The organism is Micromonospora sp. C51, from assembly GCF_018070435.1.
Taxonomy (GTDB): Bacteria; Actinomycetota; Actinomycetes; order Mycobacteriales; family Micromonosporaceae; genus Micromonospora; species Micromonospora sediminimaris.
In genome coordinates this window covers 87,526-99,641 of record NZ_JAGPXQ010000008.1, presented here as the reverse complement: position 1 = coordinate 99,641, position 12,116 = coordinate 87,526, and the positions used below count along the sequence as shown (strand labels likewise).

The 12,116-nt window shown below is 68.0% G+C and carries 13 protein-coding genes; 8 read left to right on the top strand and 5 right to left on the bottom strand.

Annotated features, from left to right (window positions below):
* Window positions 1–9: 9 nt before the first annotated feature.
* Window positions 10–1,395, bottom strand: coding sequence for an extracellular solute-binding protein (locus KBX50_RS12060; protein WP_307870923.1), 1,386 nt, complete (start codon window positions 1,393–1,395; stop codon window positions 10–12).
* Between the two features lie 440 nt (window positions 1,396–1,835).
* Between KBX50_RS12060 and KBX50_RS12055 the strand changes: the two genes are divergently transcribed.
* From KBX50_RS12055 to KBX50_RS12045, 3 genes are all read left to right on the top strand, one after another.
* Complete coding sequence (locus KBX50_RS12055; protein ID WP_247673552.1) at window positions 1,836–2,579, top strand: GntR family transcriptional regulator; 744 nt, start codon at window positions 1,836–1,838, stop codon at window positions 2,577–2,579.
* An 89-nt stretch (window positions 2,580–2,668) separates the two neighbouring features.
* Complete coding sequence (locus tag KBX50_RS12050) at window positions 2,669–3,238, top strand: DJ-1/PfpI family protein (RefSeq protein WP_092383698.1); 570 nt, start codon at window positions 2,669–2,671, stop codon at window positions 3,236–3,238.
* Between the two features lie 19 nt (window positions 3,239–3,257).
* Window positions 3,258–4,079: an alpha/beta fold hydrolase gene (locus KBX50_RS12045; protein ID WP_210937116.1), complete on the top strand. Its 822-nt coding sequence runs from the start codon at window positions 3,258–3,260 to the stop codon at window positions 4,077–4,079.
* A 217-nt stretch (window positions 4,080–4,296) separates the two neighbouring features.
* Here KBX50_RS12045 and KBX50_RS12040 read toward each other — a convergent pair.
* The 4 genes from KBX50_RS12040 to KBX50_RS12025 all read right to left on the bottom strand — a co-directional run bounded on the left by KBX50_RS12040 (window position 4,297) and on the right by KBX50_RS12025 (window position 6,813).
* Window positions 4,297–5,194 (bottom strand): IS5 family transposase gene (locus KBX50_RS12040; protein ID WP_210937115.1). Its coding sequence is split into 2 segments (ribosomal slippage): window positions 4,297–4,515 and window positions 4,517–5,194, totalling 897 coding nucleotides; the frame shifts between segments, so codons are not numbered across the junction.
* Window positions 5,195–5,305: 111 nt separating this feature from the next.
* Window positions 5,306–5,596: a hypothetical protein gene (locus KBX50_RS12035; protein ID WP_210937114.1), complete on the bottom strand. Its 291-nt coding sequence runs from the start codon at window positions 5,594–5,596 to the stop codon at window positions 5,306–5,308.
* Window positions 5,597–5,651: 55 nt separating this feature from the next.
* Entirely contained in the window at window positions 5,652–6,008 is a 357-nt protein-coding gene (locus tag KBX50_RS12030; RefSeq protein WP_210937113.1) for a hypothetical protein, read from the bottom strand.
* A 340-nt stretch (window positions 6,009–6,348) separates the two neighbouring features.
* On the bottom strand, window positions 6,349–6,813 hold the full coding sequence (locus tag KBX50_RS12025; protein ID WP_210937112.1) for a MarR family winged helix-turn-helix transcriptional regulator: 465 nt from the start codon (window positions 6,811–6,813) through the stop codon (window positions 6,349–6,351).
* A gap of 196 nt (window positions 6,814–7,009) precedes the next feature.
* Between KBX50_RS12025 and KBX50_RS12020 the strand changes: the two genes are divergently transcribed.
* The 5 genes from KBX50_RS12020 to KBX50_RS12000 all read left to right on the top strand — a co-directional run bounded on the left by KBX50_RS12020 (window position 7,010) and on the right by KBX50_RS12000 (window position 12,069).
* Window positions 7,010–8,080 carry an LLM class flavin-dependent oxidoreductase gene (locus KBX50_RS12020; protein ID WP_210937111.1) on the top strand — a complete coding sequence of 357 codons (1,071 nt, stop codon included), beginning with the start codon at window positions 7,010–7,012 and terminating at the stop codon, window positions 8,078–8,080.
* Complete coding sequence (locus tag KBX50_RS12015; RefSeq protein WP_210937110.1) at window positions 8,077–8,838, top strand: NADPH-dependent F420 reductase; 762 nt, start codon at window positions 8,077–8,079, stop codon at window positions 8,836–8,838. The genes KBX50_RS12020 and KBX50_RS12015 overlap by 4 nt, the downstream gene beginning before the upstream one ends.
* Window positions 8,811–10,079 carry a glutaminase gene (locus KBX50_RS12010; protein WP_210937109.1) on the top strand — a complete coding sequence of 423 codons (1,269 nt, stop codon included), beginning with the start codon at window positions 8,811–8,813 and terminating at the stop codon, window positions 10,077–10,079. The genes KBX50_RS12015 and KBX50_RS12010 overlap by 28 nt, the downstream gene beginning before the upstream one ends.
* A 244-nt stretch (window positions 10,080–10,323) precedes the next feature.
* Window positions 10,324–11,049 (top strand): flavodoxin family protein, encoded by a 726-nt coding sequence (locus KBX50_RS12005; RefSeq protein WP_210937108.1) that lies wholly within the window; start codon window positions 10,324–10,326, stop codon window positions 11,047–11,049.
* Window positions 11,050–11,127: 78 nt separating this feature from the next.
* Window positions 11,128–12,069 carry a DUF5996 family protein gene (locus KBX50_RS12000; protein WP_210937107.1) on the top strand — a complete coding sequence of 314 codons (942 nt, stop codon included), beginning with the start codon at window positions 11,128–11,130 and terminating at the stop codon, window positions 12,067–12,069.
* The last annotated feature ends 47 nt before the right edge of the window (window positions 12,070–12,116 follow it).

Below are 12,116 nucleotides of genomic sequence, written 5' to 3'. Positions count from 1 at the left end.
CGGGGTCACTCACAGCCCGCCGCCGCCCTTGCGGTTGCTGGAGTCGAGCACGGCCTGCTGCTCCTTGGCGATGTCGTCGAGCGCATCCTTCGGGTTCTTCGCGCCGTTCAGGGCGGCGTTGACGTTGGTGTTCTCGATGTCCACGAGGCGCGCGTACTCGGGCACGTTCCACATGTCCCGCATCCGTGGAACCGAGTCGGTGTACACCTGGTTGAACGGCCCGGCATTGAGGAACTCGGGCGATTCCAGGGCGTCCGTACGCGATGGCACGCCACCGGCCGCGGCCCACTTCTTCTGGACGTCAGCCCGCTGGAACCACTTCATGAAGTTCAGGGCCTCCACCTGGTTCGCCTCGGCGGAGTAGGCCGACACGTGCATCCCCATGCCGCCGAGCGGGACCAGGTTGGTCTTCTGGCTCGGCAGGGTGGCGAAACCCAGCTTGTCGAGGATCTGCTCCCGGGTGGTGCCGAGCGTCGACTGCTTTGGATCGAGCAGGCCGCCGCTCGCGGCGATCCAGTTGAACGCGATGCAGGCCTTGCCCTGGGCGACCGCCGCGTTCACCTCGTCGATGAACCAGTTGCCGGAGCCCCGGGCGGTCAGCGGCTTCATCCTGTTGACCAGGACGTCCATCGCCTCCTGGCCCGCGGCGTCGTTGAGAACGCCGTCGATCTTGCGGGTCTTGGAGTCCCAGAGGTTGCCGCCGTAGACGCCGTTGACCGTGTTGTAGGTTACGGCCGCGGCGTCGGAGCCGTTGGCCTGGTGGAAAGCCAGCCCGCTGACGCCGGGGTTGTCCGCCTGGCACTTCTCGGCGACCGAGATCATCTCGTCCCAGGTCTGCGGCGGCTGGTCGCCGATCAGGTCCTTGCGGTAGATCATCGTCCAGGTGTCGCCGAGCAGCGGCAGCCCGTACAGGCTGGCGTTCTCGTCGCGCTTGCCGGTCTCCGCCTGGGGGAACTGGCCGTAGGCCGCCAGGAGGTACGGGTTGTAGGCCTCGACGTCGATGTTGTTCTTGACGAAGTCGGTGATGTCGAGGATGTTGCCGTTCGTCACGGCCTCGCCGATGTGTTGCGAGTCCAGGATCGCGATGTCGAAGTCGGTCTTGCGCGCGGCGAACTGGGTGAACATCGCGTCGTGCCAGTTCGCATTCGGCACGGTGTTCACCTTGATGGTGGCGTTCGGCCGCTCCTTCTTGTACTCCGCGTTCGCGAAGTCTTCGAGTGCCTGGGCGGGGGGCCAGTCGAACCAGATGAAGCTGAGGGTCAGCGGGTCCGTGGTGAGCTCCGGGATGGTCGCCGGCGCCTTGGGGGCATTCGCCTGCTCGCCGTCGTCCTGGCCACCGCCGCAAGCCGCCATGGTCGTGGCCACCAGCAGCATGGCCGCCGTCGCCAGCTGCACCTTTCGCCCGGGAACGGATGTTCGTCCTATTCGCTGTTGATACCGCATATCCTTGCCTGCTTTCTGGGTGGGGACCTCTAGAACCTCGCTAGGTGCTTCGCCGAGCAGTTGCCGGGTTGGTTTCAGGCGGTTGGCGGGCTGTCGCGGAGGTTGACCCGCGGACCGGCGTCACGAGTGCGGCGTGATGTACTGGATCTTCGTGCCGTCGAGCAGTCCTCCCGTCCTTCTGCGGCCCGGGGACGAACCGCGCAGAACGTCGAGCACGCTCACGGGAGCTCCAGGTGATCGAAGTAGAGCGATCGCGGGTGGTTCCGCGACGGTGCAGGATGGCGGTCGTACGCCACTTTTCCTATACGATCCGGCTGGGGCGTCAGCATGTCGCAGAGTTGTGACTGATGTCAACAGGTTCCGGAAGACGCAAAGAAGGGCCTCACGTCACGATGGACGACGAAGGAATGATCGCGCGGGGCCGTCGGGCCGTGACGGGCGGCACGTCGTCGGGAAGATCTGGTGGCCGGCTCGCCGACGAGGTGTACGACACGCTGCTCGGACAGCTGATGTCGCTCCGGATCGAGCCCGGCTCCCGGGTCACGATCGACGTTCTGGCGCGGGAGCTGGGGGTCTCGCAGACGCCGATCCGGGACGCCCTGAACCGCATGGAGGCTGAGGGCCTGGTCGTGCGGGTGCCCCATGCCGGCTACCGCATTCCACCCCAGATCACCCGTCGCCGATTCGAGGACATGCTCGAGGTCCGCCTGCTCCTCGAGCCGGCAGCAGCACGCAGATCCGCCGAACGGGCATCGCTGGAGCAGGTGGCCGGTCTGCGGGCGATGCTGGAGGAGATGGCGGAGCTGGAGGGGGGCACCGGGCCCACGGCCTATGGCGCCTTCGGTCTACGCGACGCCGCCTTTCACGACCTGGTCGCACTGAGCGCGGAGAACCAGGTCATCCGGGAAGCGCTCGCTCGCCTGCACAGCCACGTGCACCTCTTTCGGCTGCACCACGACACCCAGGTCACTCACTTGGCCATGGCCGAGCACGAGGAGATTGTGGCCGCCATCGCCGCGCGTGACCCCGACGCCGCCGCCTACGCGATGCGTCGGCACATCCTGCGGTCCGGCGAGCGTTTCCGACGATTGTTCGACGAGGCCAAGGACGCGGACGGAGTGGCGGTGGAGGGTTGACGGGCGGCCTGGGCCGGGGAATGCTAACGGAATCGGATCGGATCGGATCGGATCTACCCCCACCCGCCCCAGGATGCGAGGAGAAGCAGGTGCCCAGAGCGCTGCTCCTGACCGGCGACGCCGCCGAGGAACTCGACACCATGTATCCCTACTATCGCGTGCAGGAGGGCGGCTGGGACGTCGACGTCTCGTCACGGACGAGGCGTGACGTGCAACTGGTCATCCACGAGTTCGACCCCAACTCCGACGCCTACGTGGAGAAGAACGGCCGGAAGCTGCCGGTCGACGTGCCCTGGGCCGAGGTCGACGTCGAGCGCTACGACGCCCTCATCATCCCCGGGGGACGTGCCCCCGAGTGGATCAGGGTCGACGCCGACGTCAGGCGCATCACCGAGCACTTCTTCGCGCGCAACCTGCCCATCGCGCTGGTGTGCCACGGTGCCCAGGTACCAGCGGTGTACGGGCTATTGAAGGGTCGAAAGACGGCCTGCTTCCCACCCATCACCGGTGACATGGAAAACGCGGGCGCGACAGTCATCGACGCTCCCGACGTCGTGGACGGCAACCTCGTCTCCTGCCGGGGCTGGCCCGACATGCCGCAGTTCGGCAGGGCGATGATGGAGCTCTTCTCGAAGTCCGTCGACCCCGCATCGGCATGAGCACACCTGGCCCGCCCCGGTGACGACACGTCGGACCATCACAGTCGACGGCTCTCCCGTCCACGTCCTGGAGGGCGGCACCGGGCCTGCGGTGCTGATGCTGCACGGCTCCGGACCCGGCACGACCGGGTCCGGCGCTTGGGCAACGACGGCGCAGGCGCTGGGCACGTCCTGTCACCTGGTGGCTCCTGACCAGGCGGGGTTCGGTCGTACACCTGTCCCGGCGGGTGCCCGGGGTGGGCTCCGGCTGTGGACGGACCAGGCCGCGGGCCTGATGGCTGCCCTCGGCATCGACCACTACGCCGTGGTGGGTCACTCGATGGGCGGCGCGGTGGCGTTGGCATTGGCGGCCGCGCACCCCCAGCAGGTCACCCGGGTCGTGGCGGTCGCGACGATGGGCGCCCCGGGAGCGCCGCTGTCCGCCGACCTCGACGCGCTCTGGGCCGCCCCCGCCGGTCCCCTGGGCGCACGAGACATGCTGAGTCGCCTCGTCCACGACCAAGCGCTCGTGACCGATTCGGCCGTCGACGCCCGTGCCGCGGCGATGCGAGCGGGGGCAGCCGCATACGCGTCGTTGTTCCCTCCACCGAGGGCACGATGGGTCGACGAACTCACCCTCTCGGCGCAAACGCTGGCAGCGATCCGCGCGCCTGTACTGCTCGTGCACGGCGCCGAGGACCGGATCACCCCGCTCAGGACCGCAGCCCAACCCCTGCTTGAGCTCCTGGCCGATGTGCGTCTGCACGTGTTCGGCCGATGCGGGCACGTGCCGGCTATCGAGCACCCGCACGAGTTCAGCCAACTGCTGTCCTGCTTCCTCCGCCAGGACCGCCGTCCCTGATCATTCAGGGACTCGACGACGAGAACGCCCCCGTCCGCGATGGACGAGGGCAACTCGATGGACGGATCGGGCGGCTACTCGGAACAGATGTGGTCCGGGCCCTCGCCGACCGGGAGTACGAAGATGTCGACCGTCTGCCCCTGACCGTCGATTTCCAAGGGGAAGCTGGCCACGCACCGGTCGCCGAGGGTCGCCGTTACGGTGTAGACGCCGGGCGCTAGGCCGTGTTTCGTAGGGCACGAAGCCATTGGTTGATGGCGGCGATGGTGAGGGTGGCTTCGTAGCGTACGGCGAGTTTGTCGTAGCGGGTGGCCATGGCGCGGTGTTGTTTGAGCTGGTTGATGCCGCATTCCACGGCGTGGCGTAGGCGGTAGAGGTCGGGGTCGAAGGCGGGTGGGCGTCCGCCTTGGGATCCTTTGGCCTTGCGGTGGCACGTCCTGGTCGGCCTTGTTTGGGATGCCCGCGCGGATGCCGCGGGATCGCAGGTGGGCGCGGTTGGCCTTGGACGTGTACGCCTTGTCGGCCAATACGGTGTCGGGGCGGGTCCGTGGCCGGCCACCACCGGCTCGCATGACGCGGATCTTGGCCAGTACGGGGATGAACTGTGGGCTGTCGCCGCGCTGTCCGGCGGTCACCACCAGGGCCATCAGTTTGCGGCCCTGCTCGCAGGCCAGATGGCTTTTGGTGGTCCAGCCGCCCCTCGATCGGCCGAGCCCGTGATCTGCCGGCTCGGCCTGCACACCACGAGGAGGCTCCTTCTGCGCTTGGCCGTCGCGGCGGGCTCCCGCGGCGTGCTGGTGGGCGCGGCTGATGGTCGAGTCCACGCTTACCGTCCAGCCAAGCAACCCCGCCGCGTCCGCTCGGGCCTGCAACGAGGTGAGAATCCGGGCCCAGACACCGTCACGCTGCCACCGCCGAAACCATCGATACAAGGTCTGCCACGGCGGGTAGGGCGCGGGCACGTCACGCCACGGCGATCCGGTCCGGACCCGCCACCGGATCCCGTCGATGATCAGTCTCATGGTCCATCTGCGCGGCCGAGCATGCCCCATTCCGGCAGGCAGCAACGGCTCCAGCGCCGCCCACTGCACGTCGGTCAGGTCATGTCGCCTCACTGCCGTTACGCTCGGCACGAGGTCTCCGGTGTGAAGTTCTAGCTTGGTCGCTGAACCAACTACCGGAGACCTCTCCCATTAGCGACCACCGCCACGCCCAACAACGACGCCCTACGAAACACGGCCTAGGCCGGTGAAGGCGTAGCCGCCGTCGGCGCCGGAGGTGGCCTGATGATCGCCGGGTTGCAAGGTGATGACGGCACCGGCCTGTGGCAGGAAGTACGCGTCCCACACCGTGCCAGCCAGGCTCGTCGCCGGCGGCACGGTGAACTCGCTCTGGCTCAGGCCACTGACCCGATTGCCGATGTCGTCCACTGCAACCGCGTAGATCGGCCGTGAACCGCTGACATTGCCGACGTCGAGGGTGACGGTGGCCGAGCCACCGGCGCTGATGGCAGGCACGGTGCTGCCCAGCCCAGTGCCATCGATGCTGTATCGGAAACTGGTGACGTCGGTGTCACCCCCCCGCGTCGAACTTCACCGTGAGCTGACCGCCTGCGGAGACGTCGCTGCCGTTGGGGAACGTGATCGCCGGCGGCAGCGGCACGACGGGATCGCCCGGCCCGGAGCTGGCCCGGACAGTGAACGTGTAGGTCACCGGAGCCGAGATGCGACCCGCGTGGTCCCGCGACCACACCCGCAGCACGTTGACGCCGTCATGCGTCGGGGACACGCTGATCGTCGATCCGCGGTCAGACGTCCGCGCCGGGACGGTCTCCGCCGCGATCAGCACACCGGAGTCCAGGCTGTAGGCGTACTCCTTCACCTTGCCTGGCCGGACGGCCGGCGCGGTCACCTCGAACGTGCCAGGCACGCCCACCCCTCCGCTCGGGGTGCCGTCACTGGGATAGTCGTCGGACCTGACGCTCGACGGCGGCGATGGCGGTGCGATGCCGGACGGCGCCGCCGTGGCCGGGCCCGGCATGATCACCCCCGCAACGAGCACGGCCGCCGCGACCGCGACGGTCCACCAACGCCGCGACACTTGTACGCACACACCAGCCATCCGGCGCCCCCGTGATCCACGTCGGTTCGGGCAACTCTACGGATAGCTATCGCTGCATGTAAATGGCCAACTGTGACTGCGGGGGCACCAGCCACCCGAGGACTGCCGCGGCCGGGGGTCGAAGGACCGCAACGAGGCGTGCGTTTGCTCAGAGACTCAGATGACGACGCATCGCCGTCGCGGCCTCGGCCAGATGGGCGAGTTGCGCCGGAGTGAACGCGTCGACGAACACTTCCTTGATCGCCTGCAGGTGGGGGAAGGTGCTGGCGCGGAAAGCGCGCTCGCCGTCCTCGGTGAGGAGGACCCGTGACCCGCGGGCGTCTTCTTCGCAGGGCTCGCGGCGCACCAGGCCGCGCTTCTCCATTCTGCCCAGCTGCCCGGACAGGCGGCTGCGTTCCCACCCGATCTGGTTGGCGAGCTCCGAGGACCGCAACGCCTTCCCTTGCGCCTCGTTCAGTGCGAGCAACACTCGGTAGTCTCCGCTCGACAGCTGCGAGTCCTGGTGCAGGCGGGACTCGATGCGGGAGCGGACGATCTCGAACGTCTCGATGTGCGCCCGCCATATCGCGAGCTCTTCGCTGGTGGGGAGTCGCCGACGCCTCGTTGTGCCCATCGCTCTCCTCGGTGTTTGCGGTCGCAACAATATCGGTGCATGATTCACATGTCAACTAAATTTCGAGGCCGCCGATGGCCGAATCAGTCGGGCGAAAGGGACACGCCGGTCCGGGAGCAGACGAAGGGCCCGCTCGTGGCTCCTTCTGCGCCCGCCGGGCGCAGAAGGGACGAAGACCGTGAAGGAGTCGCACACGATGGATGTATCGCAGCTCGAGTTTGGTGTCGACAGCTTCGGAGACCGTCCCCGTGATGACCGGGGGGAGATCGTCTCGCACGCGCAGGCGATCCGCGCGGTGGTGGCCGAGGCGGTGCTGGCTGACCAGGTCGGCATCGACGTGGTGGCATTGGGTGAGCACCACCGGCCGGAGTACGCGATCTCCAGTCCGGAGACGGTGCTGGCCGGCATCGCGACCGCCACGAAACGTATTCGGCTCGCGTCGGGGGTGACGGTGCTGTCCTCTGATGATCCGGTGCGGGTGTTCCAGCGCTTCGCCACGGTCGATGCGCTTTCCAGGGGTCGCGCCGAGGTGATTCTCGGGCGAGGGTCGTTCACCGAGTCGTTCCCGCTGTTCGGGTACGACCTGAAGGACTACGAGGTACTGTTCGAGGAGAAGATCGATCTATTCCACCGACTGCTTGACGAGAAGCCGGTGACCTGGCAGGGCACCACTCGCGCCTCCCTGCAGGAGGCGGACGTCTATCCGAAGACGGACTCGGGCCGTCTGAACACTTGGGTGGGAGTGGGTGGGACGCCGCAGTCGGTGCTGCGCACCGCGCACTACGGGTTCCGGCTGATGCTCGCCATCATCGGTGGCGCACCCGATCGCTTCGCTCCGTACGTGGACCTGTACCGACGCGCGCACCAGCAGCTTGGCACGACCGCTGCGCCGGTCGGGATGCACTCGCCCGGCTTTGTCGCCGCGACCGACGAGGAGGCCAAGGAGCTGTTCTACCCCGGCTACCGGGAGATCCGTGATCGGATCGGCGCGTTGCGCGGTTGGCCGCCGCTCCGGCGGAGGGAGTTCGATGCCGACGTGGAACACGGCTCGCTGTACGTCGGGTCGGTCGAGACCGTCGCGGCGAGGATCGCCCGCGCGATCCGGGTGCTGGACGTGGGTCGTTTCGACATGATCTATTCCGCCGCCGGGGCGGTCTCCGCCTCGGCTCGGATGCGGTCGGTCGAGCTGTACGGCACGCAGGTCATCCCACGGGTGCGCGAGCTGCTCGCCGAGCAGTCCACGGTCACGGCGCGGGCGACACGATGACCTCTCAGGCCACCACTATCGGCATCCTGGGCGCCGGGAAGGTCGGCACCGTCCTGGCCCGCCTGGCCGTCGCCGCAGGTTACCGTGTCCTGATCTCCGGATCCGGAGATCCGGCGAGGATCGCCTTGACCACCGAGGTGCTGACCCCCGGCGCTACTGCCGGGTGGCCGACCGAGGTCGCGACAGCCGCGGATGTCGTGATCCTCGCGCTTCCGCTCGGCAAGCACCGCGAGCTCCCGGCAGACGAGCTGAAGGGGAAGCTCGTCGTGGATGCGATGAACCACTGGTGGGAGATCGACGGCCCGCGCGACACGATCGTCCCGCCCGGCGTGTCGTCGAGCGATGCCGTGCAGCGGTTCCTGACCGGCGCGCATGTCGTGAAGGCCCTGAACCACATGGGCTATCACGACCTCGAAGACGGGGCGCGTCCGGCAGGGCGGCCCGGGCGCAAGGCGATCGCGATCGCCGGCGACGCTCCCGACGACGTCGCGGCGGTGGCGCAGCTGATCGACGCGCTCGGGTTCGACCCGGTTGCGATCGGTCCCCTCATGGCCGGCACTTACCTGGAGCCTGGGACCGCCGCATTCGGAGCGAACGTCGAGGCCGCCGAGCTGCGAACCCTCGTCGCCGCAACGGCTGAGCAGCATGCCTTCCGCCAGACGCAGGTGGCCGAGCCCACACCTGCCGAGCGCATGAGTACGGGCAGGCGAACTACTGCCAAGGAGGACGGATGCGGTCAGTCGTTCCCGACTATCTGACTGAGGCACTTGGAGATGTCGAATCGGACACCTCCGGAGCGCCGGCCGGGTACATTCCCGAACTCGCGACAGCTGATCCTGACCGTCTCGCAGCGGTCTTCGCCACGGTCGACGGCACGGTCCACGGTGCCGGCGACGTCGATGTCGCGTTCACGATCCAGTCGATCTCGAAGCCCTTCGTGTACGCGATGGCACTCTCCGATCGCGGCTTCGATCGAGTGCTCGCCAAGGTCGGGGTCGAGCCGTCCGGGGAGGCGTTCAACGAGATATCCCTGGAAAGCGAGACGGGGCGTCCCCGCAATCCGATGATCAACGCTGGCGCGATCACCGCTCACTCACTCGCCGGACCGGAGGACCTGAAGCCCGTCGAGCGGGTCGACCGCGTCGTTCAGGGGCTTTCGGCGTTCGCGGGCCGTCAGCTGACCGTCGATGAGACGGTGTGCGCATCCGAGATGGAGAACGCGCACCGCAACCTCGCCATCGCGCACATGCTCCGCAGCCACGACATCCTCACCGAGGATCCCCGGACCGTCGTCGACGGTTACATCCGTCAGTGCTCGGTGCTCGTGACCACCCGGGATCTGGCGATGATGGCGGCGACGCTGGCCAACAGTGGCGTGAATCCCCTCTCGAACGAGCAGGTGGTGGACGGGGCGGTGGTGCGCCAGGTCCTGAGCGTCATGGCCACCTGCGGAATGTACGACGCCGCTGGCGACTGGGCCACGCAGGTCGGCATTCCGGCGAAGAGCGGTGTGGCCGGGGGACTGATCGGTGCCCTCCCTGGTCAACTCGGCATCGCCACCTTCTCGCCGCGACTGGACCGGCACGGCAACAGCGTGCGCGGAGTGTCGCTGTTCGAGCGGTTCTCGTACGACATGGGGTTGCATGTGATGGAGGTTCCTCCCGCAGCGCGCGCGGTGGTGCGGTCCAACCGAGTACGAGGCGGTGGAGCGGACGCGACCCGGGTTCTCCGGTTGCAGGGCGGAATCCGCTTCGCGGGAGCCGAGCGGATCGTTCGGGAGCTCGTGGAAAGTTCGCCTGCGGAGCCCCGAGTGGTTCTCGACGTCTCGCTGGTGCACTCCATCGACGATGTGGCCCGACGGATGCTCCTGGAGGTCGCGCGTCGGCTCACGCTTGACGGTCACGAGGTCTATCTCGTTGATCCGGAGACGATGATCCCGGACCCGGATCCCGGCGATGGTGGTCGTCTCACGGTCGTCGACGCAGTTGATCACTTGTGATCGCCTGCCCGCCTGCCCGCCCGCCTGCCTGCCTGCCTGAGCAGGACCGACCGATTGACCGGCCGATCCGGCGCGGGCCGCAGCGTCCGACACTCGTTACGTGGGCCCAGCGTGCGCACCGCTGCGCTGGGCAGCCAGGCCCTGTCCTGCCGGATCCTGCGCCTGGACCGACCGACGTCGAGGTGCGAGGGCCTTCGAGTCGACCGACGGGCCGACGGCACGACCGATACCAGGAGAGGACCCCATGACCGCGACGGGGATCGAGCAGCCCGACTTCACCGGGCTGCGCGCGACATACATCAACTGCACCCTCAACCGTTCCCCCGGCCGTAGCCACACCCAGGGGGTGGTCGACCGCAGTGTGGCGATCATGGAGGCGAACGGCGTCAGCGTGGACCAGATTCGCGCCGTCGACCACGACATCGCCACCGGCGTCCGACCCGATATGACCGAGTACGGGTGGGAGACCGACGAATGGCCCGCGCTGCTGGCCCGGGTGCTGGCCGCAGACATCCTGGTCATCGCCGGACCGATCTGGCTGGGCGACAACAGCTCGGTGACCCGTCGGGTGATCGAGCGGCTCTACGGCTACTCCGGCGTCCTCAACGACCAGGGCCAGTACGCTTACTACGGGCGGGTCGGTGGGTGCCTGCTCACCGGCAACGAGGACGGCCTGAAGCACTGCGCGATGAGCATCCTCTACAGCTTGCAGCACATCGGCTTCACTGTCCCGCCACAGGCCGATGCGGGTTGGCTCGGTGAGGTCGGGCCCGGGCCGTCCTACCTTGACGAGGGTTCCGGTGGGCCGGAGAACGACTTCACCAACCGCAATACCGCGTTCATGACCTACAACCTGCTTCACCTCGCGTCGATGATGCGTCGTGCCGGCGGGTTCCCGGCGTACGGCAACCAGCGCACTGCCTGGGACGCCGGAGTCCATCCGGATGCCGCCAACCCCGAGTACCGCTGACGCGTCGGCCGGCCGAACCGGGGACCCGACCACGACGACCGTCACCCTCCCGTGACAGCGCCAAGGATGTGAGTAGCGATGACAAGCCCGGCAACGACGAGCTGGCCGAGCCTGCGGGTCTCGGACTGGACCCCCACCCGCGAGACCCTGCACATGTGGACCCAGATCGTGGGCAAGATCCGTATGGCGCACGCTCCGCTGCTCAACCACTGGTGGCAGGTGCCGCTGTACGTGAGCCCTCGCGGGTTGACGACGTCCGCCATCCCGTACGGCACGGGGGCCTTCGAGATCGAGTTCGACTTCATCGGCCATCGGCTCGACGTTCGTAGCAGCAACGGCGGCGCGCGGAGCCTCCCGCTCCGGCCGATGGCGGTCGCCGAGTTCTACTCGCGGGTCATGGCCATGCTCGACGAACTCGGTATCGAGGCACCGATCCGGCCGCGCCCCAACGAGGTCGATCCGGCGATTCCCTTCGCGGAGGACCACGAACACGCCTCCTACGACGGCGAGGCGGCCGCCCTGTTCTGGCGACAGCTGCTGCAGGCGAACCGGGTGATCGGCGAGTTCCGGTCGCACTTCGTGGGCAAGGTCAGTCCGGTGCACTTCTTCTGGGGTGGGATGGACCTCGCCTGCACCCGCTTCTCCGGCCGGTCGGCCCCACCGCACCCGGGCGGCGTGCCCAACTGCGGGGACTGGGTGATGGTCGAGGGCTACTCCCGGGAACTGTCCAGCTGCGGATTCTGGCCCGGCGGCGGCGAGGAAGGCGCCTTCTACTCCTACGCCTATCCCGAGCCCGACGGGTTCGCCGAGCAGCAGGTGCGCCCCGAAGGCGCGTACTTCAGTGCCGAGTTCAAGCAGTTCCTGCTGCCGTACGAGGTCGCCCGCAGCGCACCGGACCCGGACCGTGCGGTCGCCGAGTTCCTCCAGAGCACCTACGAAGCCGCTGCGGACCGGGGGCACTGGGACCGCGCCGCGTTGGAGGACGACCCGTCGCGGTGGGAGCAGAACTCTGCTCGGTGAGAATCGCCGACGGGCGGGTGCCAGCCGGTGCCCGACGACCGACGGCG